Source organism: Actinomycetospora sp. NBRC 106375, assembly GCF_030269665.1.
GTDB lineage: Bacteria > Actinomycetota > Actinomycetes > Mycobacteriales > Pseudonocardiaceae > Actinomycetospora.
On the sequence record NZ_BSTS01000001.1, the window covers coordinates 121,444 to 146,927 of the forward strand.

Annotated in this window: 26 protein-coding genes and 1 tRNA gene; 9 read left to right on the forward strand and 18 right to left on the reverse strand. The window is 74.9% G+C overall.

The features are described 5' to 3' along the window. Positions 1-8 precede the first annotated feature (8 nt). Positions 9-857 carry an undecaprenyl-diphosphate phosphatase gene (locus QSK03_RS00600; RefSeq protein ID WP_285648569.1) on the reverse strand — a complete coding sequence of 283 codons (849 nt, stop codon included), beginning with the start codon at positions 855-857 and terminating at the stop codon, positions 9-11. Between the two features lie 121 nt (positions 858-978). On the opposite strand from QSK03_RS00600, the gene QSK03_RS00605 reads away from it, so the two are divergent. Further along, a complete protein-coding gene (locus tag QSK03_RS00605) occupies positions 979-1,992 on the forward strand; it encodes an aldo/keto reductase (protein WP_285648017.1) in 1,014 nt (337 codons plus the stop codon). A gap of 89 nt (positions 1,993-2,081) precedes the next feature. Further along, a complete protein-coding gene (locus QSK03_RS00610; protein ID WP_285648018.1) occupies positions 2,082-2,330 on the forward strand; it encodes a DUF5703 family protein in 249 nt (82 codons plus the stop codon). 11 nt (positions 2,331-2,341) lie between these two features. Here QSK03_RS00610 and QSK03_RS00615 read toward each other — a convergent pair whose 3' ends face one another. From QSK03_RS00615 to QSK03_RS00630, 4 genes are all read right to left on the reverse strand, one after another. Then, positions 2,342-4,375, reverse strand: coding sequence for an MFS transporter (locus QSK03_RS00615; protein WP_285648019.1), 2,034 nt, complete (start codon positions 4,373-4,375; stop codon positions 2,342-2,344). 63 nt (positions 4,376-4,438) lie between these two features. Then, positions 4,439-5,386: an NADPH:quinone oxidoreductase family protein gene (locus QSK03_RS00620; RefSeq protein WP_285648020.1), complete on the reverse strand. Its 948-nt coding sequence runs from the start codon at positions 5,384-5,386 to the stop codon at positions 4,439-4,441. A 2-nt stretch (positions 5,387-5,388) separates the two neighbouring features. Then, a complete protein-coding gene (locus QSK03_RS00625) occupies positions 5,389-6,147 on the reverse strand; it encodes an SDR family NAD(P)-dependent oxidoreductase (protein WP_285648021.1) in 759 nt (252 codons plus the stop codon). Next, complete coding sequence (locus QSK03_RS00630; protein WP_285648022.1) at positions 6,144-7,460, reverse strand: M20/M25/M40 family metallo-hydrolase; 1,317 nt, start codon at positions 7,458-7,460, stop codon at positions 6,144-6,146. Before QSK03_RS00630 ends, QSK03_RS00625 begins: the two co-directional genes overlap by 4 nt. Before the next feature lie 64 nt (positions 7,461-7,524). On the opposite strand from QSK03_RS00630, the gene QSK03_RS00635 reads away from it, so the two are divergent. The 3 genes from QSK03_RS00635 (at position 7,525) to QSK03_RS00645 (ending at position 9,725) form a co-directional block, all read left to right on the forward strand. Continuing rightward, positions 7,525-7,608, forward strand: a tRNA-Leu gene (locus QSK03_RS00635). A 334-nt stretch (positions 7,609-7,942) separates the two neighbouring features. Beyond that, on the forward strand, positions 7,943-8,692 hold the full coding sequence (locus QSK03_RS00640) for a VOC family protein (protein ID WP_285648023.1): 750 nt from the start codon (positions 7,943-7,945) through the stop codon (positions 8,690-8,692). 64 nt (positions 8,693-8,756) lie between these two features. Next, a complete protein-coding gene (locus QSK03_RS00645; RefSeq protein ID WP_285648024.1) occupies positions 8,757-9,725 on the forward strand; it encodes an endonuclease/exonuclease/phosphatase family protein in 969 nt (322 codons plus the stop codon). Here QSK03_RS00645 and QSK03_RS00650 read toward each other — a convergent pair. From QSK03_RS00650 to QSK03_RS00675, 6 genes are all read right to left on the reverse strand, one after another. Then, positions 9,709-10,143, reverse strand: coding sequence for an MOSC domain-containing protein (locus QSK03_RS00650; protein ID WP_285648025.1), 435 nt, complete (start codon positions 10,141-10,143; stop codon positions 9,709-9,711). The two genes, QSK03_RS00645 and QSK03_RS00650, sit on opposite strands and share 17 nt — an antisense overlap. Continuing rightward, complete coding sequence (locus QSK03_RS00655) at positions 10,140-11,180, reverse strand: Atu2307/SP_0267 family LLM class monooxygenase (protein WP_285648026.1); 1,041 nt, start codon at positions 11,178-11,180, stop codon at positions 10,140-10,142. The genes QSK03_RS00650 and QSK03_RS00655 overlap by 4 nt, the downstream gene beginning before the upstream one ends. After that, positions 11,177-13,051, reverse strand: a complete 1,875-nt coding sequence (gene htpG / locus QSK03_RS00660; RefSeq protein ID WP_285648027.1) for a molecular chaperone HtpG — start codon at positions 13,049-13,051, stop codon at positions 11,177-11,179. Before htpG ends, QSK03_RS00655 begins: the two co-directional genes overlap by 4 nt. A 299-nt stretch (positions 13,052-13,350) precedes the next feature. Continuing rightward, positions 13,351-13,749, reverse strand: a complete 399-nt coding sequence (locus tag QSK03_RS00665; RefSeq protein ID WP_285648028.1) for a DUF7715 family protein — start codon at positions 13,747-13,749, stop codon at positions 13,351-13,353. Between the two features lie 139 nt (positions 13,750-13,888). Then, complete coding sequence (locus QSK03_RS00670; RefSeq protein WP_285648029.1) at positions 13,889-14,053, reverse strand: hypothetical protein; 165 nt, start codon at positions 14,051-14,053, stop codon at positions 13,889-13,891. A gap of 271 nt (positions 14,054-14,324) precedes the next feature. After that, positions 14,325-14,579 (reverse strand): hypothetical protein, encoded by a 255-nt coding sequence (locus QSK03_RS00675; protein ID WP_285648030.1) that lies wholly within the window; start codon positions 14,577-14,579, stop codon positions 14,325-14,327. 46 nt (positions 14,580-14,625) lie between these two features. Between QSK03_RS00675 and ilvA the strand changes: the two genes are divergently transcribed. Beyond that, positions 14,626-15,900 carry a threonine ammonia-lyase IlvA gene (ilvA, locus tag QSK03_RS00680; protein WP_285648031.1) on the forward strand — a complete coding sequence of 425 codons (1,275 nt, stop codon included), beginning with the start codon at positions 14,626-14,628 and terminating at the stop codon, positions 15,898-15,900. Here the strand turns inward: ilvA and QSK03_RS00685 are convergent. The 5 genes from QSK03_RS00685 to QSK03_RS00705 all read right to left on the reverse strand — a co-directional run bounded on the left by QSK03_RS00685 (position 15,897) and on the right by QSK03_RS00705 (position 21,169). Continuing rightward, positions 15,897-16,424 carry a GNAT family N-acetyltransferase gene (locus QSK03_RS00685; protein ID WP_285648032.1) on the reverse strand — a complete coding sequence of 176 codons (528 nt, stop codon included), beginning with the start codon at positions 16,422-16,424 and terminating at the stop codon, positions 15,897-15,899. The genes ilvA and QSK03_RS00685 overlap by 4 nt on opposite strands. Before the next feature lie 4 nt (positions 16,425-16,428). Further along, positions 16,429-17,637, reverse strand: coding sequence for an MFS transporter (locus QSK03_RS00690; RefSeq protein WP_285648033.1), 1,209 nt, complete (start codon positions 17,635-17,637; stop codon positions 16,429-16,431). Between the two features lie 62 nt (positions 17,638-17,699). Continuing rightward, positions 17,700-19,622, reverse strand: coding sequence for a cytochrome c oxidase assembly protein (locus QSK03_RS00695; RefSeq protein WP_285648034.1), 1,923 nt, complete (start codon positions 19,620-19,622; stop codon positions 17,700-17,702). Beyond that, positions 19,619-20,083 (reverse strand): hypothetical protein, encoded by a 465-nt coding sequence (locus tag QSK03_RS00700; protein ID WP_285648035.1) that lies wholly within the window; start codon positions 20,081-20,083, stop codon positions 19,619-19,621. The genes QSK03_RS00695 and QSK03_RS00700 overlap by 4 nt, the downstream gene beginning before the upstream one ends. Before the next feature lie 153 nt (positions 20,084-20,236). Next, positions 20,237-21,169 carry an RDD family protein gene (locus QSK03_RS00705; RefSeq protein ID WP_502872105.1) on the reverse strand — a complete coding sequence of 311 codons (933 nt, stop codon included), beginning with the start codon at positions 21,167-21,169 and terminating at the stop codon, positions 20,237-20,239. Positions 21,170-21,217: 48 nt separating this feature from the next. Between QSK03_RS00705 and QSK03_RS00710 the strand changes: the two genes are divergently transcribed. The 3 genes from QSK03_RS00710 to QSK03_RS00720 are packed head-to-tail and all read left to right on the forward strand — an operon-like array spanning position 21,218 to position 23,130. Beyond that, entirely contained in the window at positions 21,218-22,225 is a 1,008-nt protein-coding gene (locus QSK03_RS00710) for a stage II sporulation protein M (protein WP_285648037.1), read from the forward strand. 18 nt (positions 22,226-22,243) lie between these two features. Then, positions 22,244-22,699 carry a helix-turn-helix domain-containing protein gene (locus QSK03_RS00715; RefSeq protein ID WP_285648038.1) on the forward strand — a complete coding sequence of 152 codons (456 nt, stop codon included), beginning with the start codon at positions 22,244-22,246 and terminating at the stop codon, positions 22,697-22,699. Further along, positions 22,696-23,130 carry a VOC family protein gene (locus QSK03_RS00720; protein ID WP_285648039.1) on the forward strand — a complete coding sequence of 145 codons (435 nt, stop codon included), beginning with the start codon at positions 22,696-22,698 and terminating at the stop codon, positions 23,128-23,130. Before QSK03_RS00715 ends, QSK03_RS00720 begins: the two co-directional genes overlap by 4 nt. Here the strand turns inward: QSK03_RS00720 and QSK03_RS00725 are convergent, their stop codons facing one another. Together QSK03_RS00725 and QSK03_RS00730 are read right to left on the reverse strand one after the other, a co-directional pair. After that, positions 23,131-24,438 carry a DUF58 domain-containing protein gene (locus QSK03_RS00725; protein ID WP_285648040.1) on the reverse strand — a complete coding sequence of 436 codons (1,308 nt, stop codon included), beginning with the start codon at positions 24,436-24,438 and terminating at the stop codon, positions 23,131-23,133. It abuts the gene before it with no gap. Between the two features lie 13 nt (positions 24,439-24,451). Next, positions 24,452-25,438 (reverse strand): AAA family ATPase, encoded by a 987-nt coding sequence (locus QSK03_RS00730; protein ID WP_285648041.1) that lies wholly within the window; start codon positions 25,436-25,438, stop codon positions 24,452-24,454. Positions 25,439-25,484: the final 46 nt, after the last annotated feature.

Sequence of the window (25,484 nt, forward strand, 5' to 3'; positions counted from 1 at the left end):
TCCGCGGGTCAGGTTGCCGGGACGACGCCGTTGCTCACGGCGAGGAGCACGATCAGGCCGAGCAGCACGCGGTACCAGACGAAGACGTAGATCGTGTGGTTCTCGACGAAGCGCAGCAGCCAGGCGATCGAGGCGTAGCCCAGCACGAAGGCGATGAGGGTGGCGACGATCATCTGGGCCACGCTCGGCAGGACGACGACGCCGCCCTGCACGTCGGAGGCGGCGGGATCGAGGATGTCGGGGATCTGCGTCAGCCCCGAGGCGAACACCGCGGGCAGGGCCAGCAGGAACGAGAACCGCACGGCGACCGACCGCTCGAGGCCGAGGAACAGGCCCGCGGAGATCGTCCCGCCCGACCGCGAGACGCCGGGGATCAGCGCCATCGCCTGCGCGCAGCCCATGACGAGGCCGTCGCGCAGGGTCAGCTGGTCGGAGCCGCGGCGCTGGGGGCCGTAGCGCTCGGCCGCGGCGAGGACCAGGGCGAAGATCACGAGCACGGCGCCGTTGAGGTACAGGTTGCGCGCCGGGCCCTTGATCGCGCTCTCGAACGCCAGCCCGAGGATGCCGATCGGGAGCGAGCCGAGGATCACGTACCAGGCGAGCTTGTAGTCGTACCCGCGCTCGTCGCGCCGGGCCAGGCCGACGAACCAGGCTTTGAGCAGCCGCCAGATGTCGGAGAAGAAGTAGATGAGCACCGCGGTCTCGGTGCCCAGCTGGGTGACGGCGGTGAAGGCCGCCCCCGCGTCGTTGCCGAAGAAGAACGCCGACGTGATCCGCAGGTGCGCGGACGACGAGACCGGCAGGAACTCGGTCAGTCCCTGCACGATGCCGAGGACCACGGCCTCGAGCCATCCCATCGGAGCGCCCACCACGGCGCCGGACGGTAGTCCACCAAGGGCGCGTCAACTCCTCCCCCTGGGGGGCTCCCCGGCGTGCCCCCGGGTGGTGTCACGGGACCGGTTCGTAAGCTCGCGCCCCGTGGAACAGCGACGCCTGGGCACGAGCGGCCTGCGGGTCTCGCGCCTGGCCCTGGGCACGATGAGCTGGGGCCGGGACACCGACGCCGACGAGGCGGGCGCCTCGTTGCTGGCGTTCCTCGACGCGGGCGGCACGCTCGTCGACACCGCCGACGTCTACTCGGGCGGCGAGGCGGAGCGGATCCTCGGCAGCCTCTTCGACGACGTCATCCCCCGCAGCGAGGTCGTGGTCGCCACGAAGGCGGGCGCCCGCCGCGAGGACGGCCCCTTCGGCGGCGGCGCCTCGCGGGCCGCCCTGCTCGCGGCGCTGGACGACTCGCTGGACCGGCTGAACACCGACTACGTCGACCTCTGGCAGCTGCACGCGTGGGACGACGACGTCCCCCTCGAGGAGACCCTCGCCGCCCTGGACGTGGCGCTCACCACGGGACGGGCCCGCTACGCCGGGGTCGCGAACTACGCCGGCTGGCAGCTCGCCTCCGCCGCGACGCGCCAGAGCCTGACCTCGCTGCCGCTCGTGTCGGTGCAGTCCGAGTACTCCCTGCTCGACCGGTCCGTCGAGACCGAGGTGCTGCCCGCCGCCGACCACCACGGGCTGGGCCTGCTGCCCTGGGGCCCGCTCGGGCGCGGCGTCCTGACCGGGAAGTACCGCGAGGGGGTGCCCGCCGACTCGCGCGGCGCGTCGGAGCACCTCGCGGGCTACGTGGGCCGGCACCGCACCGAGCGCACGGCCCGGATCGTGCAGGCCGTCGTCACCGCCGCGCACGGCCTCGGCACCTCGCCCCTGGCCGTCGCGCTGGCCTGGGTGCGCGACCGCCCCGGCGTCGTGGCCCCGGTGGTCGGCGCCCGCGACGGCGCCCAGCTGCTGGGGTCGCTGGCCGCCGAGGAGCTCGTCCTGCCGCCCGCGATCCGCGGCGCCCTCGACGACGTCAGCTCCCCCACCGGATCCGCGGCGTGGGCCTCGACGGGGACCGACGACGAGCCCGGGGAGCCCGACCTCCCGCCCTGGGAGTGATCGGTCCCGTCCGCGGACGGGTGCGCGGGGTGTGCCGCTGTGCGTACGGTGGTTTCCGCTCCTTCTGGTGTCCCGGAGGTGGTCGGCTCGTGAACGACGCTGGTGCCCGCGATGGCGGGGCGGTCGTGGGTGCGGCGGTGGTCGACGGGGACTGGGAGTACCAGCCCGTCCGGCTGCCTCCGGACGTGACCCGCATCTCGGCGACGGTGCAACTGGGCATCCGCGCCGAGTTCGGGGGCTGGGAACTCGCGCGGACGCTGCTCTACGCCGACGGCACGCGGAAGGTCTGGCTGCGCCGCAAGCTCTCCCGCTCGCTCGTCGCGGGGCTCGCGACGTAGGTGCCCGGCGCTCAGACGCCGCGCAGCGGGACCCGCGGCCGGAGCACCAGGTCCATCGCCGCCGGTCCGCCGTTGACCGACACCCGGTCGGCCCGCGGGCTGAACGCGGTCGCCGCGCCGTCGCGCGGGGTCGCCACGAGGACGTAGTCGCCCGAGCGCGGCGGGCCGAGGTGGAAGGCGCCGTCGTCGCCCGTCACGGCGCGCGCAGCTTCCTGGCCGTCGTGGCCGACCAGCGTCACGACGGCGTGCAGACCGGCACCGTCGGGGGCGAGGACGTGCCCGAGCACCGTGCCCGTCGCCGCGGGTCGCTCGGCCGGCTGCTGGGCCGGCTGGGCCGGCTGGGCCGGCTCGGCCGCCGTCGTCGCGACGACCGAGTCCTCGTGCGCGTATTTCCCGCCGCGCAGCAGCGAGCCGAACGCCGCGACCAGGCAGCACACCGCGGCGAAGACGAGCGCGAAGGTCAGGCCGTCGGCGAACGGGCCGCTGATCAGCTGCGGGAAGAAGCTGCGGCCCGTGAGGTAGGCGGCCTGGTCGGGGCCGATCTGGGCGAGTACCTGCGGCCCGAGCAGCGTCTGGATCGGGTTGTAGCCCAGCAGCGCGGCGAACAGCGTGCTCACCGGCGGCAGACCGGCGATCCCGGTGGCGACGTCGCCCGGGACGCCGTGCTGGGTCAGCCCGTTGTACAGCGAGGCCGGCAGGGTCGACGAGAGCCCGAGGATGAGCATCGAGAAGAAGATGCCGATCGAGAGCACGGTCGCCGAGTTCTGGAACGTCGAGGTCATCCCGGCGGCGGCACCGCGCTGGTCCGGCGGGACGCTGTTCATGATCGCGGCACGGTTGGGCGAGGAGAACAGGCCCATCGCGAGGCCGTTGACCGCGAGGATCACGGCGAACCCGGCGTAGGCGAAGTCGACGGGCAGGAACTTCAGCGCCAGGAAACTGGCGGCGGCCACGACCATGCCGACCGTCGCGAAGGTCCGGGCGCCGTAGCGATCGGACAGGATGCCGGAGAGCGGCCCGGCGACGAGGAAGCCGATGGTCAGCGGGACCATGTAGATGCCGGCCCACAGCGGCGTCGACTCGTAGTCGTAGCCGTGCTGCGGCAGCCAGATCCCCTGCAGCCAGATGATGAGGATGAACTGCAGGCCGCCGCGCCCGAGGGCGGCGAGCAGGCTCGCGACGTTGCCGGCGGTGAAGGCGCGGATCCGGAAGAGCGAGAGGTGGAACATCGGCTCGGGGACCCGGGTCTCGATGACGGCGAACACCGCCAGGACCACGACCCCGCCGATGATCAGCGTCAGCACCATGGGGCTGGTCCAGCCCATGACGTGCCCGCCGTAGGGCTGGATGCCGTAGGTGATGCCCATGAGGACCGCGATGAGGCCGACGGCGAAGGTGACGTTGCCCCACCAGTCGATGCGCGCGACGTGGCGCTCCCCCGCCTCGCGGAGCTTGAGGTAGGCCCAGATGGTGCCGAAGACGCCGATCGGCACCGACACGACGAACACGAGGTGCCAGTTCACCGGCGCCAGGACCCCGCCGATGATCAGCCCGATGAACGACCCGGCGATCGCGGCGACCGAGTTGATGCCCAGCGCGAGACCCCGCTGGTGGGTGGGGAACGCGTCGGTGAGGATCGCCGTCGAGTTGGCGAGCAGCAGCGCGCCGCCGATGCCCTGCAGCACCCGCATGGAGATCAGCCACAGCGCGCCGGCGTCGCCGTGCATCCACGTGACGGCCAGCAGGATCGAGAAGACGGTGAAGACCGCGAACCCGAGGTTGTACATGCGGGTGCGGCCGTACATGTCCCCGACGCGGCCGAAGCTGACCACCAGCACGGCGGTGACCACCAGGTAGCCCATGATCAGCCACAGCAGGTAGCTGATGTTGCCCGGTGCCAGCGGGCTGATGTCGATGCCCTTGAAGATGTCCGGCAGCGCGATGAGCAGGATCGACATGTTGATCGTGACGATCAGGACGCCCAGCGTGGTGTTGGACAGCGCCACCCACTTGTAGCCGTCGCCGACCGGCTTCTCCGCCGTCACCGCGCCTCCCGCACCGATAGTTAGCTCGCGACAACAATATGCCCCGGGCGGCGGTGCGGCACGTCAGGGTGCGAGCAGGACCACGCGTCCGGTGGTGCGGCGGGCCTGGAGCTCCGCCAACGCGTCGGGCAGCTCGTCGAACGCGTACTCGGCGCCGACGAGCGGGTCGATCGCGCGCCGGTCCCACAGCGCCTCGATCTCCCGCTGCCACGCGGCCACCAGCTCCGGGGCCCGCTGCTGGTACGCCGACCAGTGCACGCCGAGCACGCCGTAGTTCTTCACCAGCGCGTGGTTGGTGGGCGCGTCGGCGATCCGGCCGCCCGCGAACCCGATCACCAGCAGCCGGCCCTCCCACGCGACGACGCGGCGCACGGCGTCGAAGGAGTCGCCGCCCACCGGGTCGTAGACGACGTCCGCGCCGCGGCCGTCGGTGATCTCGCGGACGGCGGCGACGAGGTCGTCGGGGTCCACGAGGACGTCGCCCGCCCCCGCGTCCCGCACCACCGCCGCCTTGGCCCCGTCACCGACCACACCGATCACCCGCGCGCCGGCCGCCCGGCCCAGCTGGACCGCGGCGAGACCCACCCCGCCCGCCGCGGCCAGGACGAGCAGCGTCTCACCGGCGCGCAGCGTCGTGCGGTGGTGCAGCGCGCACCAGCCGGTCTGGTACGAGACGAAGAACCCGGCGGCCTGGGCCGCACTCATCCCCTCGGGCCACGGCCAGGTGGTGCGCAGCACCGCCTCCTCGGCGAAGCCGCCGTGGGGCAGGGCCACCGGGCCGAAGACGCGGCGGCCGTCGTCGGTGACACCCGCGACCTCGAGCCCCGGGGTGAACGGCGGCGGCACGCGCTCCTGGTACTCCCCGGCGGTGTGCAGGATGTCGGCGAAGTTCAGCGCCGCCGCGGCGACGCGGACCCGCGTCTCCCCCGCGCCGGGCTCGGGGCGCGGCACGTCGCCGACCTCGAGGACGTCGGCGAACGGCCCGTACCGCGGCACCCGCCAGGCGCGCACGCTCAGCGTCCCGTCTCGCCGCCGTGGGGCGGGCGCGCGTCCGCCCCGGCGGGACGCGGAACGTCGGAGAACCGGAACGGCTCGGGCTCGCGGCCGGGCCGCACGACCCAGCACTCCCCCGACGCGCCCCGCGCGAGCATGCCGCCGACGGCCTCGGCCACCTCGTCCGTGGTGCCGTCCGCGCAGGCCGCCATCACGCGCACCCGCTCGGGCGCCAGCGAGGCCGCCGCGGAGCGCACGTAGCCGACGACGGCGTGCTGGGCGAGCGCGCCGATCGCGTCGCCGGGCACGCCGGCGAGCCCGGCGGGCGAGGACGTCGCGATCACCGTGCCGCCCCCGGCGCGGCGCAGGGCGGGCAGCGTGGCGTGGAGGCCGAACACGACGTGGTCGACGGTGACGGCCGTCGTCCGGCGGTAGGCCTCGACGTCGAGGTCGTCGACCCCGGACCCGGCGCCGGGCGTCTCGGCGTGCAGCACGACGACGTCGAGGCGTCGGCCCCAGCCCACGACCTCGTCCACCGCGGCCCGGATCGCCGTGTCGGAGGTGACGTCGCAGGCCACGGCGACGCCGCCGCATTCCCCCGCCACGCGCGTCGCGGCCTCGGCGTCGCGGTCGACGACCGCCACCTTGTAGCCGTCGGCCGCGAGCCGGGTGCTGATCGCGGCACCGATGCCCGACGCCCCGCCGGTGACCAGCGCGACGTGCCCGTGCCGCACCGCTCCGTCGGGTCGAGCTCCGCTCCGCTTCGTCTCCTGGCTCACGAGCGCAGCAGGATGCGCTCGAGCACCCGGGTGCCGAAGGGCAGCGCGTCCACGGGCACCCGCTCGTCGATGCCGTGGAAGAGCGCGGTGAAGTCGAGGTCCGGGGGCAGCCGCAGCGGGGCGAACCCGAAGCAGCGCATCCCGAGCTTGACGAACGCCTTCGCGTCCGTGCCGCCCGACATCATGTAGGGCAACGTGCGGGCCTGCGGGTCCTCCTCCTGCACGGCCCGGGTGATGACGTCGACGAGGTCGCCGGAGAACGGCGTCTCCACGGCCTCGAGGTTGCGGATCCACTCCCGCTCGACGTCCGGGCCGAGGAGCTCGTCGAGCTCGCGCTCGAAGGCCTCCTGGCGTCCGGGCAGCACGCGGCAGTCGATCGTCGCCTCGGCCACGGAGGGGATGACGTTGGCCTTGTAGCCCGCCTGCAGCATCGTCGGGTTCGCGGTGTCCCGGGTGGTGGCGCCGACGACGCGCGCCACACCGCCGAGCTTCGCGACCGCACCGTCGAGGGCGGCGGCGGAGTCGGTCGGGAACTCGATGCCGGTCAGCGCGCTGACCTCGTCGAAGAACCCCTGCACGGACTCGGTGAGCACGAGCGGGAAGCGGTGGCGCCCGAGGCGGGCGACGGCCTCGGCGAGGATCGTCACGGCGTTCTCGTCGTGGACCATCGAGCCGTGGCCGGGCCGCGAGCGGACCCGCAGCTTCATCCAGGCGATCGACTTCTCGGCGGTCATCACCGGGTAGACGCGGACGTCCTCGCCGAGCGTCACCGAGAAGCCGCCGACCTCCCCCAGCGCCTCGGTGCAGCCGGCGAAGAGGTCGGGGCGGTGCTCGGCGAGCCAGTGGGACCCGTAGGCCCCGCCGGCCTCCTCGTCGGCGAGGAACGCGAAGACGATGTCCCGCGGCGGCACGGTGCCCTCGGCGGCGAACTGGCGCGCCAGCGCCAGGATCATCGCGTCCATGTCCTTCATGTCGACCGCGCCGCGGCCCCAGACGTAGCCGTCCCGCACCGCGCCGGACAGCGGGTGGACCGACCACTCGCCGGCGTCGAACGGCACGACGTCGAGGTGCCCGTGCACCAGCAGCGCCGGTCGCGAGGGGTCCGCGCCCTGCAGTCGCGCGAAGACGTTCTGCCGGTGGGGGGCCCCGGACTCGACGACCTCGGTCTCGTACCCGACCTCCCGCAGCTTCGCGTCGACGTAGGCGGCGGCCTCGACCTCGCCGGTGGTGGTCTCGAGCTCTCCGGTGTTCTGGCTGTCGATCTGGATGAGCTCGCTGGTCAGCTGCACGACCTCGTCCTCGGCACGACCCATGCGCCGCATCCTGCCACCCACCGTGATCGGGCTGCGCGGCGTCGTCTACGCTGTCTCCTCGCAGGTCCGAGTGGCGGAATGGCAGACGCGCTAGCTTGAGGTGCTAGTGCCCGAGTAGGGCGTGGGGGTTCAAGTCCCCCCTCGGACACCCTGGTTTCTCCCGGTCCGGACGACACGGATCACACCCTTTCTCCGCTCCACCCCGGACGGCCCCGGACACACGTCCGCGCCGGCAGCCCGAGGGCCACCGGCGCGGATGATCGTGCGACCTCAGACGGCGATCGGCTCCTCGCCGATGCCGCCGTCACCCGCGTCGCCGCCGAGGGTCATCTCCGTGTGGGCGACGCCGCGGCGACGACGACGGTCCCGAAGCACGCAGGAATACCCGGTCGCGTGCTGACCGGTCGTGCCCGTCCGGTCGGCCGGCCTCGTGCTCCCGGCCCCGTGGGACTCGGCGGACGCACGAGGGGGTAGTGGGTGGCATGACCGTGACCGCGCGGGTGGCCGGTGCCGCGTGCTGGGCCGAGCTGGACGCCGGCGACAGCGCGGACCTCGACGCCGTCACCGCGTTCTACGGCGCGGTGCTCGGGTGGACCCCGGACGCGTCCCCGAGCGCGGAGCACCAGCAGCTCGCGGTCCACGCCGGGGGGGTGCCCGTGGCGGCGCTGGGCTCCCCCGGTGCGGCGACGCCGCCCGCCTGGACGCTCTACCTCGCCGTGGACAACGTCGACGCCGCAGCCGAGGCGCTCGAGGAGCTGGGCGGGCAGGTGCTCCACGGCCCGGAGGACGACCTGGCCGGCGGGCGGCTGCTCGTCGCGCTCGACGCGGGCGGGGCGGCGGTCGGGCTGTGGGAGTCCGACGACGCGCTGCCCGCGCCGGGGCCCGGGCGACTCTGCTGGGCCGAGGCGGCGTCGGCCGAGCCCGGGACGACCCGCACGTTCTACCGGGCGCTGTTCGGCTGGGAGATCGACGACGACGACGAGGACGGGGCCGGGCGGCTGGTCTGCCGCGGCGAGGACGGGCGGGCCCTCGCAGGGCTCGGTCTCGCCGGCGACGCGCTCCCCCACTGGCTCCCGGTCTTCGCGGTCGCCGACGCCGACGCGGCGCTGGCCGCCGCCCGGGATGCCGGCGGAACGGTGGTGACACCGGTGAGCGAGGGCCCGCGCGGCCGGCAGGCCACGCTCACCGATCCGGCCGGAGCACGGTTCGGGGTGATCCGGATCCCGGGCTGAGGTGGGGCGGACCACCCCCGCGCCTCACCGACACCGTGCGGCTGGATCGGTACGGTCGATCACCGTGGAGCGAGGCGCCGCGGTGTCGTCGGCGCCGGACCGCCGTGGCGTCCTGGGCCTCCGCGCCCTCCCCTGGGCCCTCGTCGCGGTCCTGGGCGCGCTGCCGTGGGCGTGGTTCCCGCTGCGGGACGAGCTGGGTCTCGCCGGTGACGTCGTCGCCATCGTGCTGCCCGTCCTGGCGGTGATCGCCGCGATCGCGGCCGTCGCCCTCCTCGGGCGCCGGGGCGTCGTGGTGGCGGTGTCGGCGCTGCTCGCCGGGACGGTCGCGGTCGTCGCACCCTGGACACCCGCCGACGCCGGTCCGGTGCGCCCCGGCGCGGGCGTGACGGTCGCGAGCGCCAACGTCACCGCGATGCCGTCCACCGTGCCGGCCCTGCGCGCTTCGCACGCCGACGTGCTCGCCGTCGTCGAGAACGCCCCCGCGATCGACGCGGCCGTCGCCGCCGGCTACCCGTTCCACCTGTTCGCTCCGGGCTCGCCGTCGGTCGGGGTCTACAGCCGCTTCCCGCTGCGGCTCCTGCAGGCGCCGGGGCCGGGGTTCCCCGGGATGCGCGTGGCCGTCGCGGCGCCCGTGCCGTTCGTCCTCTACGCCATGCACGTGCCCAAGCCGTGGTGGACGGGCAGCGGCGGCTACTGGACCACCCCGGCCGAACACCACCGGCTCGTCGAGGACCTGGCCGCGCGGGCCGCCCGCGAGCCGGGCCCGGTCGTGGTGGCCGGCGACCTCAACTCCACCGACCGCGCCCGCGACTACCGCCTGCTCGTCGGCTCCGGGCTCACCGACGCGATGCGCGCCGAGGGCACCGGTCCGACGTCGGTGACGATGTGGCGCGCCCTCCTGCTCCGCATCGACCACCTGCTGGTCGGGCCGGGCTGGTGCGGCGACGCGCCACGGCAGTTCACGCTCCCGGACTCGGACCACGACGGCATCACCGCCACCGTCGGCCCGTGCGGGGTCACGCCGGCAGCGTGACCTCGTCGCCCACGGCGATCGTCCCGGAGGTCAGCGCCCGCAGGATCGCGCCGCCCCGGCCGTGGAGCGCCGCCCGGGCACCCTCGCCGATCTCGGTGTCCATGACACGGCACGGCGCCGCCCGCCGGACGACCTCCAGCACCACGTCGCCGACGACGATCCGCGCGCCGGGCTCGGTCGGCACGGCCCCGTGGTCGAGGGTCACGGTGCGGCGGGTCAGCCCCTCGGGCACCGGGGCCCCGAAGGCCTCGGTGGCCGCCGCGAGCTCGTCGCGGCTCTGCACCGAGACGTGGCGGTGGCGGGTGCCGTGGTAGCGGTCGCCGACGACCCCCGAGCCCGCCTCGACCTCGATCCTGTCGACGGCCGTCATGGGCGCGCGGCGCTCCGGGGCGACGTGCAGCGCCGCCACGCGGGTCATGCCTGCTCGACGCGCGGGATCACCTCGGTGCCGAGCAGCTCGATCGAGTGCAGCAGGTCGTCGTGGGCGAGGCGCGGGTTGGTCATCTGCAGGTTGATCCGCTCGACGCCGCCGAGCTGCTCGGACACCCGCACCACCTTGGCGGCCACGGTCTTCGGGTCGCCGACGAAGAACGCGCCGTCCGGCCCGCGCATGGCGTCGAACGCGCCGCGGGTCGGCGGCGCCCCGCCGCGCTCCGCGGCGACCGTCGTGAACATCTCCTGCCAGCCGGGGTAGAAGGCGTTGGTGGCCTTGGCGACGTCGTCGCCCACGAACCCGAAGCAGTGCAGGCCGACCCGCATCGCCTCCGGCGGGTGCCCGGCGTGCTCCCCGGCGCGGCGGTAGAGGTCGATCAACGGCGCGAACCGCCGCGGCTCCCCGCCGATGATCGCGACCATGAGGGGCAGCCCGAGCAGGCCCGCCCGCACGAACGACTCCGGCGTCCCGCCGACCCCGACCCAGATCGGTAGGTGCTCCTGCGACGGGCGCGGGTAGACCGGCTGCTCGGTCAGCGCCGGGCGGTGCTTGCCCGACCACGTGACGATCGGCGACTCGTTGATCTTCAGGAGCAGGTCCAGCCTCTCGCTGAACAGCTCGTCGTAGTCCTCGAACGCCAGCCCGAACAGCGGGAACGCCTCGACGAACGAGCCCCGGCCGACGACGAGGTCGACCCGCCCGCGGGAGATGAGGTCGATCGTCGCGAACTCCTGGAACACCCGCACCGGGTCGGCCGCCGACAGCACCGTGACCGCGCTGCGCAGCCGGATGTTCTCGGTGCGCGCGGCCGCGGCGGCGAGGATCACCGGCGGCGCGGCGTCGTAGTACTCGCTGCGGTGGTGCTCGCCGATGCCGTAGGAGTGCAGCCCGACCCGGTCGGCGAGCGCGATCTCCTCGAGGAGGTGCTCGAAGCGCTCCTCGGGGCCGATCTCCCGCTCGGTGTGGGGGTCGGTGACCCGGGCGACGAAGCTGTCGACGCCGAGGCGGACCGGTGCCGTCACAGCGTCTTCTGCAGGCGCTCGGCCAGGGTGTTGACGAACGCCGTCGGCTCCTTGAGCTCGCCGCCCTCGGCCAGCAGCGCCATGCCGTAGAGCAGGCGGGCGACATCGGGGTCCGCGTCGCCGGCGCCCTGCTTGTCGCGCAGACCGCTCACCAGGGCGTGCTGGGGATTGAGCTCGAGGATCCGCTTCGTGACCGGCGGCTCCTGGCCCATCGCCCGGTACATCTTCTCCAGCATCGGCGACATGTCGCCGGGGTCGCCGACGAGGCAGGCCGGCGAGCTGGTCAGGCGCGTGGAGAGCCGGACCTCCTTGACGTCGTCGGCCAGCTCGGTGCCCATCCAGGTCAGGAGGTCGTCGAAGCCCTCGGGCAAGCCGGCGTCGTCGCCGAGGTCGACGTCGCCCTTGGCGATCGAGGCCATCGGGGTGCCGTCGAACTCGGTGACCGTGTCGGTCCAGACCTCGTCGACCTGGTCGGTGAGCAGCAGGACCTCGTAGCCCTTGGCGCGGAACGCCTCGATGTGCGGGGAGTTCTCGATGCTCCCGCGGGTCGCCCCGGTGAGGAAGTAGATCGCCTCCTGGCCCTCGGGCATGCGCTCCTTGTAGGCCTTCAGCGTGGTGTTCTCGTCCGCCGAGTGGGTGGACGGGAACGCGCTCGCCGCGAGGATCGCCTCCCGGTTGTCCGGGTCGGTGATCAGGCCCTCCTTGAAGGCCCGGCCGAGCTCGCCCCAGAACGTCGTGTACTTGTCGGGCTCGTTCTCCTGCAGCGCCGCGATCGTCTGCAGCACCTTGCGGACCAGCCGCTTGCGGATCGCCTGGATCTGGCGATCCTGCTGGAGGATCTCACGGGAGACGTTGAGCGAGAGGTCGGCGGCGTCGACCACGCCCTTGACGAAGCGCAGGTACTCGGGGACGAGCGCCTCGCAGTCGTCCATGACGAACACGCGCTTGACGTAGAGCTGCACGCCGCGGCGCGCCTCGCGCATGAACAGGTCCATGGGCGCGTGCGCCGGCAGGAACAGCAGGCCCTGGTACTCGAACGTGCCCTCGCCCGAGAGCCGCATGGTCTCCAGCGGCTCCTGCCAGTCGTGGCTGACGTGGCGGTAGAACTCGGTGAGCTCCTCGTCGGTCACCTCGGAGCGGGCCCGCGCCCACAGCGCCTGCCGCGAGTTGATCGTCTCCGGCTCGGGCTCCGGGGTCTCGTCCGTGGCGGGCGGGGTCATCCGGATCGGCCAGGTGATGAAGTCCGAGTAGCGCTTCACGATGCGACGCACCGTCTCGGGCTTCGCGTAGTCGTGGAGGCTGTCCTCCGCGTCCTCGGGCTTCAGGTGCAGGGTGATCGAGGTGCCCTGCGGGGCGTCCTCGACCGGCTCCAGGGTGTAGGTGCCCTCACCGGTCGACTCCCAGTGCACGCCCTCGCTCGTCCCGGCCTTGCGCGTCACCATCTCGACGCGGTCGGCGACCATGAAGCTCGAGTAGAAGCCGATGCCGAACTGGCCGATGAGGTCCTCGGCGTTCTCGCCCTTCTCGTCCTGCGACTCGCGGATCTGGGCGAGCATCTCCGCGGTGCCCGACTTCGCGATCGTGCCGATCAGCTCGACGACCTCGTCGCGGCTCATCCCGATGCCGTTGTCGCGCACCACCAGCGTGCGGTGCTCGACGTCGGGGGCGCTCTGCTCCAGCTCGATGCGCAGGTCCGAGGTGTCGGCCTCGAGATCCTTGTCGCGGTAGGACTCCAACCGCAGCTTGTCCAGCGCGTCCGACGCGTTGGAGATCAGCTCGCGGAGGAAGACGTCCTTGTCGGAGTAGATCGAGTGGATCATCAACTGGAGCAGCTGACGGGCTTCGGCCTGGAACTCGATCGTCTCGCTCATGCGTCCTCTCCCGCGGTGGGTCGTGCGTGCAGGGTCCAGGATATCGGCCGGTCCGTGGGGGCCGGAGGCCCCGACCGCCCGCCCGGGCTCAGAGGCCGAGAGCGGCGCTGACCGCGCCGTCGATGCGGGACAGGGTGGTCGTGTCCACGGCACCCAGCCGCTCCCCCACCCACGCCCGGCACGGGCGGCTGGTCAGGTCGCCGGGGTCGAGGCCGCCCCCCGGACGAGCTCGACGGAGAACTCGTCGAGGGTGATGCTGACCCGCCTGCTCGCCACGGAGGGCAGCTTACCGGCGAGTCTCACGCCGCGAGCTCGTTCGGCAGGGCGCGCACGTGCAGGAGGTCGAGCCGACGTTCGACGATCGTGCCCACCGGCCAGCCGGCCACGTACTCGGCGAGGTCGTCGGCTTCGTCGGTCGAGCAGCAGGCACAGGGATCCCAGCCCTGCGCCTGCAACGAGGATCGGACCGCCTCGACGTACTCGGGGCGGGTCAGCGGCACCTGGGCGACCCGCGCGGTCGTCGTCGCCCGGTGCGAGTTCAAGCCGGCGAACCCCCGCCCGCAGCCGCAGCCGCCGTCCGGGTCGTCCCGGTCCCTGCGACAGACCTCGCCGACGCGGACGAGCTCGCCCTCCGTCGCCCAGTGGTAGTCGTTCGCGCGTGCGCCCTGGGTCCGGGCGGTCGCCACCAGCACCTTCATGTCGCTCTCCCTCGTCCGCGCCGTCGTCCGAGGGGATAGCACCGAGCACCGACAGCGCCGGTGGGTGTCGGTGCGCCGATGATCGCTCCGGGTGCTCCTCCGACCCGATGGCATGGGGTGGACGGAGCACCGGGGCGGATCATGGAGCTGGTGTCCTCGGTCGGGCCGGCGGGCGGGCCCGCACCGCCCACCACGCGAACCACACCGCCGTCCCGACGATCGCGACACCGAGCGGGACGTGCACGGCGAGCACCCCCGTGTAGCCGAGAGCGATCTGCGCCGTCTCCGCCACCACGAGCGCCACCGACACCGCGATCGGCCACGCCGGCAGACGCCCGGGACGTCGTCAGGACGAGCACCGCGGTGCCCGCGAGATCCGGGTCGGCGGTGATCGTCTCCAGACCGCGGCGACCGGGCGCGCCGAGGAGCAGGCGCGGCGGCGCGTCGAGACGGGGGCGGTGACCCCGAGGTGTCAGCGGGGGGCCACCGCGCACACCGGGCGTCCGTAGCGCCACACGCTCGCGGTCGCTCGCGGTCGCTCGGGGCGCTCGGGGCGCTCGGGGCGCTCGGGGTCGCTACGCCGCGCCCGGGGTCGCGACGCCCTCGTGGGCCGCGACCACCCGCTCCAGCCCGACCCACACCGCGAGCAGCACGACGCCGACCGCGACCGAGCGGTGCCAGGTCAGCCGGCTCGCGACCGTGTAGACGGCGAGGACCACCATCAGCGACGTCGGGCCGTCGGGGTAGTGCGGGGGTCCTGTCGTCAGCGTTCCGACGTACGCGACCCGGGCATCTCTCGGGGTACGGCGGGACCGCGTGCCCAGGGGCACCTACGATCGACGGATCAACCCCTGGTAGACGAGGAGCGGGACACCCATGGCGCGCGACGGCGGTACGACCTTCGAGAAGCAGGTGCTCGAGGCGTCGGAGCGTCTGGCGGGTATTGCCGAGCGCACCCCGCTGCAGCGCAACCCGCGCCTGTCGTCCGTCACGGGCACCCAGGTGTGGTTCAAGCGCGAGGACCTGCAGGTCGGCCGCTCCTACAAGCTGCGCGGGGCCTACAACCTCATCAGCCAGCTCGACGACGAGGCGCGCGCCGCCGGCGTCGTGTGCGCGAGCGCCGGCAACCACGCGCAGGGCTTCGCGTTCGCCTGCGCCGCGCACCGCGTCAAGGGCCGGGTCGTCATCCCGTCGACCACCCCGCGCCAGAAGCGCGAGCGAATCGTCGCCCTCGGCGGCGACATGATCGACCTCGTGGTGGACGGCGACACCTACGACGAGTCGTCCGCCGCGGCCACGCGCTGGTCCGAGGACACCGGGGCGACGCTGGTCCCGGCGTTCGACGACACCCGCACCGTGGCCGGCCAGGCGACGGTGGTGGCCGAGATCGTCGAGCAGCTCGGCGAGGCCCCGGACACGATCGTCGTCCCGGTCGGCGGCGGCGGGCTGCTCGCCGGTACCGCGACCTGGCTGCAGGCCACCCACCCGCGCACCCGCGTGGTCGGCGTCGAGCCGGCCGGCGCGCGCAACGTCGCCGCCGCGCTGCACGCCGGCAGCCCGGTGGTGCTCGACGAGCACGGGTTCGACCGCTTCGTCGACGGCGCCGCCGTGCGCAAGGCCGGGGCGGTGACCTACCCGCTGATCCGCCGCTCGGGCGCCGAGCTCGTCGCGGTGGACGAGGGCCTGGTGTGCACCGAGATGCTCGCGCTCTACCAGACCGACGGCATCATCGCCGAGCCCGCGGGTGCGCTGGCCGGCGCCGCGATCCGTGCCGACGGCCCGGGGCTGGACCTCGTGCCGGGCGAGACGGTCGTCGTCGTCCTCTCCGGCGGCAACAACGACGTGTCCCGGTACGCCGAGGTCATCGAGCGCTCGCTGCGCTTCCAGGGCCTCAAGCACTACTTCCTCGTCGAGTTCCCCCAGGAGCCCGGCGCGCTGCGCCGCTTCCTCGACGAGGTCCTCGGCCCGGACGACGACATCACCCGCTTCGAGTACGTCAAGCGCGACAACCGCGAGGCCGGCCCGGCGCTGGTCGGCGTCGAGATCGGGTCCCGCGACGACCTCGAGCCGCTGCTGGAGCGCATGGCCCGCTCGCCGCTGCAGATCGAGGCGCTGGAGCCGGGCTCGCCCGCGTTCCGCTTCCTGGTCTAGCTCGTCTGTAGCTGCAGGGCCCAGCGCGTGGCCGGTGCCGACCACCCGGGCCCCTGGTACGGCTCGCCGTCCGCGTGCCAGCCGCGGTGGGCGTAGAACGCCTGGGCGCTCGTGTTCGCGGTGTACACCCACAACGTGGCCCGCGCGAAGCCCGCCGCCGCGAGGTGCGCGACGCCGGCGTCGTGCAGCGCCCCGCCGGCGCCGGTGCCGATGACCTCGGGGTCGAGGTAGAGGGTGTACAGCACGGCGCTGGTCCCGGTGGTGTCCCCGGCGAGCTCCGGGTCCCGCGACGGGCCGACGGTGCAGTAGCCGCGCACCCCGGCACCGTCCTCGGCGACGAACACCGCCATCGGCTCGGGGGCCGCGATCACCGACCGGCGGACCTCGGCGATCTCCGCGGCGTCGAGGGCGTCCAGACGCTCGTCGGCGACGATGCCGCGGTAGGCGTTCCGCCAGCCGGCGACGGTGATCTCGCCGATCCTCGCGGCGTCGGCCTCGACCGCGCGGCGGATGCTCCAGCCCACGGGATCAGTGTCCGGAGGCGGCCGTCCGCACCGCCACGCGTTCGGGGACCGGCTCGTCGGCGACGGGGGTGACACCGATCGCCGCGAGCGGCGCGAGGGCGACCACGGCGAACCCGACCGCGTAGCTCGAGACGCCGATGAGGGCCCCCAGGGCCGGCGGCGCGATGGTGGCGACGATGTTCTGGGTGGTGTTCTGCACCCCGAGCGCGCGCCCGGACCAGCCGGGCCCGGCGATCTCGGCGGTGGCGACGAACGCGAGGCCGTTGTCGGCGACGGTGATGACCGATCCGGCCGCGATCCCGGCGACGGCGATCAGCCCGAGGGTGAGGTCGCCGACCGAGAACACGAGCAGCACCGCCGCGCTCGCCACGGCCAGCTGACGCATCGGGCGCAGGCGCGAGCCGACGCGGTCGGACCACCAGCCGCTGCCGATGCGTCCGGCGGCGCCGGCGATCTGGGCCGCGGCCACGAAGACACCGGCCACCCCGGGCGACCAGCCCTGCTCGCGCACCAGGTACTCCAGCGAGAACGCCGAGATCGCGAACTGCGGGAGCACCAGCAGGGCGCTCGCCGCGTGCACCCGCGGCAGGACCGGCGAGCGGTACGGCGACGCGGGCGGGGCCTCCCCCGGCGCGCGCGGGGTGCGCGGCGGATCGGCGGCCACGAGCACCACCAGCACCGCGCAGACCACGCACGCCAGCGCGGGCCACACCAGCGCCTCGAACGACCCGTCCTGCTGGGCGAGCGTCGGCAGCACGAGCCCGCCGACGGCGACGCCGAGCGGCTGCGCTGTCTGGCGGATCCCCATGGCGAGGCCGCGTTCCTCGACGTCGAACCACCCCATGATCAGCCGCCCGCTCGCGGCGTTGACCGAGGCCGCGCCGATCCCGGCCAGCACCAGCAGCGCGACGGCGAGGGCGAGCGACGCCGGCGCGAGGAGGGCGAGCGCGCCGGTCAGGACGCCGCAGAAGCCGAGCCCGGCCGCCATGGGGAGGCGCTCGCCGACCCGGTCGACGACCGCGCCCCAGGCGATCAGCGCGACGAGCAGGCCGAGCGTGGGAGCCGCGACCACGATCCCCACCGCCGCGAGGGAGAGCCCGCGCTCGTCCCGCAGGCTCGGCACGAGGAACGGCACGCCGTAGACCACGGCGGAGGCGGCGGTCTGCGCCGCGACGCCCACGGCGAGGACGGCCCAGCGTCGACGGGATCGCACACGTGCTTGTCTACGCTATCGACGCCCATTCCGCAGGAAAGTCCTCCCACGATGTGGGACGTTCACCGTGATCCGAGACCCACCAGCAGGTCGGCGCGCCGGTCGGCGTCCTCGACGCGGGCGTGACGCGACCACGCGACCAGCACCACGACCACGCCCGCGAGCAGCGGCAGGTCGCCCAGCAGCCACGTGAGCACGCCGGCGAGGTGCTGGTCGGCCAGGAGATCCGGGGCCCAGGGCAGGCGCAGGCGCACGAAGAAGTCGTCGACGAAGACCTGGCCGCTCCCCCCGTCCGCGGGGAGCACCGGCGTCCGCGAGATCGGGTGGTCCGCGGCGAGCAGCGCCAGCCCCACCAGCGCGTGCAGGGGCATGGTCGCCAGGAGGAAGGTCAGCCGGGCCAGGTACGGCAGGCCCGGCCCGTTCGGCGGGCCGGCGACGAGGGGGCCGAGGAACAGGACCCCGACCAGCAGGAACCACAGCGTCATCACCGGCTGCAGCCAGCCCAGCGGCTGGGTCAGCGAGAACACCGGCGTCAGGTAGAGCAGGGCCGGCGAGCCGACGACGAGCACGACGGCGACGACGGGGTGGCACGCCACGCGCAGGGTGGGTGCCGCCAGGACGTGCTCGAGCCACTCCGCCGGGCCCTCGGGGCCACCGGGCGGGGCCTCGCGCAACGTCCGGCGCGCCAGCACGATCGGCGCGCCCAGCGCCCAGAGCAGCGGCACCGCCGTGGCGACGAGCATGTGCCCGGCCACGTGGATCGACAGCACCGCCGGGCCGTAGCGCCCGAGCCCGGACGAGGTGGCGACGACGAGCAGCGCGCACCCGGCGAACCAGGCCACCGAGCGCCCGACCGGCCAGCGCGCGCCCTCCCGCGCGAGCCGCCGCAGACCCCCGGCGTAGAGGGCGGCGAGCGTGGCGGCCAGCGTGAGCGAGGTCAGCTCGGGTCGCCAGGACGTCGCGAGCACCCACGGGTCCGGCGCCGCCGCGAAGCCGTAGCCCAGGACCGCGGTGGGGGCGCTCGTCGCCCCCGGCGCCTGGACCGGGGGCACCGCACGGGTCGCGACCGCCGACAGCCCGACGACGACCGCGAGCACCCCCAGCTCCACCGGCCACACGACCCGCCCGGCGCGCCGTCGCCAGACCACCCCGCCCGCGACGACGCCCAGCGCGGCGGCGAGCAGGACGAGCACCGTGTAGTCCAGGTGACCCCCGACCCCGGTGCCGCCGGGCGCCGAGAGCGCGACCCCGGCGGCCACGGCCCCGGAGGCGACGGTCGCGATCCCCGCGGCGGTGCCGATCCGCGCGGCGCGCCACCAGGACCGCGGCTCCGTGTCCCCCGTCAGCGCCAGCACCCCGAGCGTCCCGAGCCAGACGGCCGCGGCGACGACGTGCAGCGCCGTCGCGGGCAGGGCGAGGTCGCGGCCCACACCGTCGGCGGCATGGCCGGTCGCCACCGGGGCGAGGAGGGCGGCCAGCGCGAGGGCGAGCACGCCGGCGCCGCCGGTCCAGCGCCGCACCTCGCCCGCCGCGACCGCCGTCGCGACGCCCAGGACGGCCGCGATCAGCCAGCTGACCGGCTCCCCGCGGGCGAGGATCACCGTGACGAGCCCCGGGCCGAGCGGGAGGCGGCCCCCGACGGACTCCGCCAGCGTCGCGGGCACCGAGACGGCCGCCGCGGCCGCGCCGACCCACGCCGCCCACCGCGCGAGGCGCAGGGCCCGCGTCCCGGTCGGCGTGAACGCGGACCCGCTGTCCGCCGGCGGCGTGGCGACGACCAGCGCGACGAGCAGCCCGCCGACGGTCGCCGCTCCCGCGAGGTCGACCACGGCCCGCAGGAGCGGCACCGCGACCCGGAGCGCGGCGCCCGGGTCGTCGAGGCCCAGCTCGGCGTAGCCCACGGGCCCGCGGACCAGCACCGCGACGGCGGCGACGAGCAGCCCCAGTCCGGCGGCGGCACCGGCCAGGGCCGCGCCGCGGCTCACGGGTCGATCTCGCTCGGGTACCGGGCGCGGTACTCGTCGAGGTGCTGGGACTTGCAGACGTGCTGCTCCTTCTCGTTCTGGGCCTGGCGCATGCACTCGTCGAGCGTCCGCACCCCGCCGGTCTCGAGGTAGGTCACGGCGCCGGCGAGGGTGCTCCACTCCACGACCACGGCGATCCCGATCGCGACCACGCCCAGCGCGAGCCCGGCGAGCGGGCCGCGGCGGGGGTGCGCGCCGGCGTCCGTGCGGCCGCGCAGGCGGGCCAGCGCGGCGAGCGCGAGGATCACCGCGAGCAGCCCGAGCGCGAGCCCGCCCCAGCCCGTCCACGCGCTGACCAGCGCCATCGCCCCGAGCACCAGCGCCGCGACGGCGATCGCGGGGCGCTGCGGACGCCCGGAGCCGGGCTCCTCCGTACCGTCCGCCGCGGCGGAGGCGGGCGTCGCCGTGGGGTCCGAGGGCACGGACCGATCGTGGCAAGTCGGTCCGGCGACCTGCGCCGCGGGGGGGGTCGGTCGGAGGTCGGTCGGGCTCGGGAGGAGGGCCGATCCCCGGGGAGATGCTTCGGTTTTCGCAGCATCTCGGTCAGGGTCGGCGTCTCGGGAGAGGCCGGGCGGTCAGCCGGGTGGGGCGAAGCCGCCGGTCGAGGGCGCGGGCGCCACGTCGTCACCGGGAAGGCTCGGCGGGGGCGCCGCGGGCGGCGGACCCCACGACGGACCGGCAGCGCCCGACCCGTTCCCCCACGGCGGTCCGGCGGCGCGCGTCCCGTTCCCCCACGGCGACCCGGCACCCAGGCGCGCGGTCTCGCGGCGGCGGCGTTCCCCCAGCACGGCGAGGAGGTAGGGCTCGGCCGGCACGCCCGACGGCGGGGGCGGGGCGACGCGGGCGGCGACGTCGCCGGCGAGGCGCTCGGCGAGCGACATCCGGACCGCGGGAGCCAGCTGGGGGGCGCGGACGAGGAACTGGCGGGCGGCGAGGGCGAGGTCGTCGGGCAGACGCGAGAGCTCGCACCCGGTGGCCCAGGCGGCGAGCCGCGGGTCGGCGGGCGGGAGGCCGGCGAGACCGGTGCGCGGGAGACGCTCGCGGACCACGACGGTGCCCGCGAGGAGGTCGCCGACCCGCTGACCGCGCACGGAGGTGGCGGACACGACGATCGCGATGATCCCCGTGAACGCCGAGAGCAGCCCGAAGTCGACGATGAACCCGGCGAGCGCCCGGGCCAGGGCGTGCCGGAAGACGATCGGGCCGCCGTCGGTGCGGACCACCCGCAGGCCCATGGCGTACTTGCCGGGGGTCCGGCCGCGGGTGAGGGTCTCCCACAGCAGCGGATACCCGACGAACGTCACCACGAGCAGACCCAGCCCCACCGCCGCGGCGAGCGCGTCGTCGACCTCCGAGCCGACGAGCGACATCAGCAGCAGGAGGACGACCAGCAGCACGACCATCAGCACGATGTCGATGCCCAGCGCCAGCGCGCGGCTGGGCAGGCGGGCCGTGCGGACGTCCAGCTCGACCGCTTCCCCGATCACCACGCGGTCCACGCAGGCCATCGTGCCAGCGACGACGCCGTGCACCGGGCGGTGGGAGGATCGGCGACCGTGGACGTCGACGCCTACGTGGCCGCCCACCGGCCCGAGTGGGACCGGCTGGCCGACCTGCTCGACCGTCGCCGGTGGACCGGGGCGGAGGTCGACGAGGCGGTCGCGCTCTACGAGCGCACGGCGACCCACCTCTCCGTCGTGCGCTCCACCTCGCCCGACCCGGCGCTGGTCGCGCGGCTCTCGACGCTGGTGGCCCGCGCCCGCACGGCGATCACCGGGTCGACGACGGCGTCATGGCGCGACCTCACCCGCTTCGCGACGGTCGGCTTCGCCGTGGCGCTCGCCGCGTCGTGGCGGTGGTGGCTGACGACCCTGACCGTCTCGGCGGTGGTGATGGTCGCGGTCGGGGTGTGGGTCACCCGCTCCCCCGACGTCCAGGCCGCCCTGCTGCCGCCGGAGGAGACGCGCCGGCTCGTCGACCGGGACTTCGAGCAGTACTACAGCTCCAACCCGGCGTCGTCGTTCGCCGCCCAGGTCTGGACCAACAACGCGTGGCTTGCCGCGGTCTGCCTCGTCACCGGGGTGCTGATCCTGCCGGTGCTGTGGGTGCTGCTGCAGAACGTCGTGAACGTCGGGCTCTCCGGCGGGATCCTCGCCGCCAACGGGCGCGCCGAGCTGTTCTTCGGCCTGATCACACCGCACGGTCTGCTGGAGCTCACCGCCCTGTTCGTCGCCGCGGGCGCGGGCCTGCGGCTGGGCTGGTCGTGGATCGACCCGGGACCGTCGAGCCGCGCCGAGTCGCTGGCCCGGCAGGGCCGCACGACGGCCGGGATGGCGCTCGGGGTCGCGGTGCTCCTGATGGTCTCCGGGGTCATCGAGGCCTTCGTGACGCCGTCCGGGCTGCCCACCTGGGCGCGCGTCGGCATCGGCGTGCTCGCCGAGGCCGCGTTCGCCGCCTACGTCCTGTGGGGCGTGCACCTGGTCCGCCGTCACGGCCCGACCGCGCCGGCGCTGGCCGACCTCGCCGACGACCGCCGCGGCGCCGTGCTCCCGAGCGCGGGGTGAGCACCTGGTGAGCACCCGATGAGCACCGCGGTGCCCGAGGATCTCCTCGTGGGCCTGCGTCGGGCCCGCGACCGGATCGACCGGCACTACGCCGAACCGCTCGACCTCGACGCCCTGGCCGCGACGGCGGGCCTGTCGAAGTACCACTTCCTGCGCTGCTTCGACCGGACCTACGGGCTGACCCCGCACGCGTTCCTGGCCGAACGCCGCGTCGAGCGCGCCCAGGACCTCCTGCGCGCCACGAACCTCACGGTCACCGAGGTGTGCCGGCTGGTGGGGTACGAGTCGCTCGGCTCGTTCTCCACACGGTTCCGGCGGCTGGTCGGCTGCAGTCCCTCGGAGTACCAGGCCCGCTGGGCGCACACCGGGCCGCCGCGCATCCCCGGGTGCTACGTGCTGATGCACGGGCTGGTCGATCGCGCAATCGCGGAGAAGCCGGTGGAGGGCCTCCGCCCGGGAGAATCCTCCGCATGATCACGAACGTTTCCCTGGTCACCCTCTACGTCACCGACCAGGACGAGGCCAAGAAGTTCTACGTCGACGTGCTCGGCTTCGTCGAGGGCACCGACGTCACGATGGGCGAGGGCTTCCGCTGGGTGACCGTGCACCACCCCGACCACCCCGAGCTCGAGGTCACGCTGATGGTGCCGGGCCCGCCGCTGAACGAGGAGATGGCCGCCGCGGTCCGGCGTGCGCTCGCGGCCGGGTCGATGGGCGGGTTCGGGATCACCACCGACGACTGCCGCGGCGACCACGAGCGCCTGGTAGAGCGGGGCGTCGAGTTCACCCAGGAGCCCGCCGAGCGCCCGTACGGTGTCGAGGCCGTGCTGCGCGACAACTCCGGCAACTGGCTCGTCATGGTCGAGCCGAAGCCCTACTCCGGCGAGGACTTCCCGCACGCCTGACTAGAGCCGGCCCGCCGCCTTGAGCGCCAGGTAGCGGTCGGCGACGGCCGGCGGCAGGTCCTCGGGGGCGGCGTCCACGACCTCCACGCCCCGGCCGGCGAGGCGCTCCGCGACACCCCGGCGCGCGGCGCGGGCCGTGCCGGCGGCGGCCGCGGTGTAGATCGCCTCGGCGTCGCCGCGCCCGGCGGCCATGGTGGCGAGCCCCGGGTCGGCCACCGCGGCGAGCATCACCGTGTGCCGGCGCAGCAGCGAGCCGAGGACGGGCTCGAGGCCCTCGACGACCGCGGCCTCGTCGAGCCCGGTCACCAGCACCACGAGGCTGCGCCGCCCGGCCCGGGCGAGCACCGAGGCGGCGAGCAGGCGCATGTCGGTCTCCACGAGCCGCGGCTCGAGCGGGGCCATCGCCGTCACCAGCGACGGCAGGAGCTCCCCCGCGGTGGCCCCGAGCACCGACGCCCGGACCTCGCGGTCGAGGGCGAGGAGGTCGACACGGTCGCCGCCGCGGGACGCGAGCGCGGCGAGCAGCAGCGCCGTGTCCAGGGCCGCGTCGAGGCGGGGGGCGTCACCCACACGGCCGGCGGCGCTGCGTCCGGTGTCGATGACGACGAGCACCTGCCGGTCGCGCTCGGGACGCCAGGTGCGCACGACCAGCTCGGCGGACCGCGCCGAGGCGCGCCAGTCGATCGAGCGGACGTCGTCGCCGGCGACGTACTCGCGCAGCGAGTCGAACTCGGTGCCCTGCCCCCGGATCTGGACGGCGCGCCGCCCGTCGAGCTCGCGCATCCGCGCCAGGCGCGAGGGCAGGTGGCGCCGGGAGCCGAAGGCCGGCAGCACCCGGACGCGGGCGGGCACCGGGTGGCGGCCCTGGCGCGCGGCGACACCGAGCGGACCGAGCGAGCGCACCGTCACCCGGACCGCGTCCCGGTCGCCGCGGCGGGTCGGGGTCAGCGTGCTGACGACCCGGCGCCGCTCCCCCGCCGGCACGACGAGCCGGTGCCGCGGCGGCGCCGCGCCGGCCGAGGGCTCCCACGCGTCGCGCAGCACGAGCGACGCCCGCCGTCGCCCGGGGTTCGCCACCCGCAGCGGCACCTCGAGCGACTCCCCCAGGCGCACGGTCACGACGGCGCCGGGCTCCTGCTCGCGGTCGAGGCGCAGCGACCGCACGGGCACCGCGGCCAGGGCGTCGGCCAGCGCCAGGACGACCAGGGCCCCGGAGACGACGAGCACCCCGAGGCCCGACGGGAACAGCAGCCCCACGAACAGGGCGGCGAGCGCGACGAGCAGCGCGAAGCGCCCGGTGACGGCCATGGCTGGCGGGCCGCTAGCGCGGGACCGGGACCGCGCCGAGCACGCCGGACACGACCCCGTCCGCGGTCACGCCCTCGAGCTCGGCCTCGGCGCGCACGGCCACCCGGTGCCGCAGGACGGGCAGGGCGAGGGCCTGCACGTCGTCCGGGGTCACGTAGGTCCGCCCCGACAGCCAGGCCCAGCTCCGGGCCGCGAGCAGCAGCGCGGTCGCCCCGCGCGGGGAGACCCCGAGGCGCAGGGACGGCGACGACCGGGTCGCGCGGCACAGGTCGACGACGTAGGCGAGGACGTCGGGCCGCGCGGTCACCTGCGCCACCGCGGCGCGCGCGGCCCGCAGGTGCGCCACCCCGGCGACCGGACGCACACCGGCCGCCGCGAGGTCCCGCGGGTCGAAGCCCTCGGCGTGGCGGGAGAGCATGCGGATCTCGTCGTCGCGCGGCGGCAGGGGCAGCACGAGCTTGAGCAGGAACCGGTCGAGCTGGGCCTCGGGCAGCGGGTAGGTGCCCTCGTACTCCACCGGGTTCTGGGTCGCGGCCACTACGAACGGGTCGGGCAGCGGACGCGGCGTCCCGTCCACCGAGACCTGGTACTCCTCCATGGCCTCCAGCAGCGAGGCCTGGGTCTTGGGCGGGGTGCGGTTGATCTCGTCGGCGAGCAGGAGGTTGGCGAACACCGGCCCGGGGCGGAACGAGAACTCGGCGCTGCGCGAGTCGTAGACCAGCGAGCCCGTGACGTCACCGGGCATGAGGTCCGGGGTGAACTGCACCCGGCGGTCCTCCAGCGACAGCGCCGCGGCCACCGACCGCACGAGCAGCGTCTTCGCCACGCCCGGCACGCCCTCGAGCAGCACGTGCCGGCGGCACAGCAGCGCGATCACCAGGCCCGTCACCGCGGAGTCGTGGCCGACCACGGCCTTGGCCACCTCGCGGCGCAGCGCCAGCAGGGCCTCGCGCGCCTCGTCGGGCCCGACCTCGCCGTCGACGTCGCCGCTGTCGGTCACCGCGCCATCCGATCACACGCTCCGTGTCGTGCCCGTCGCGCGGTCC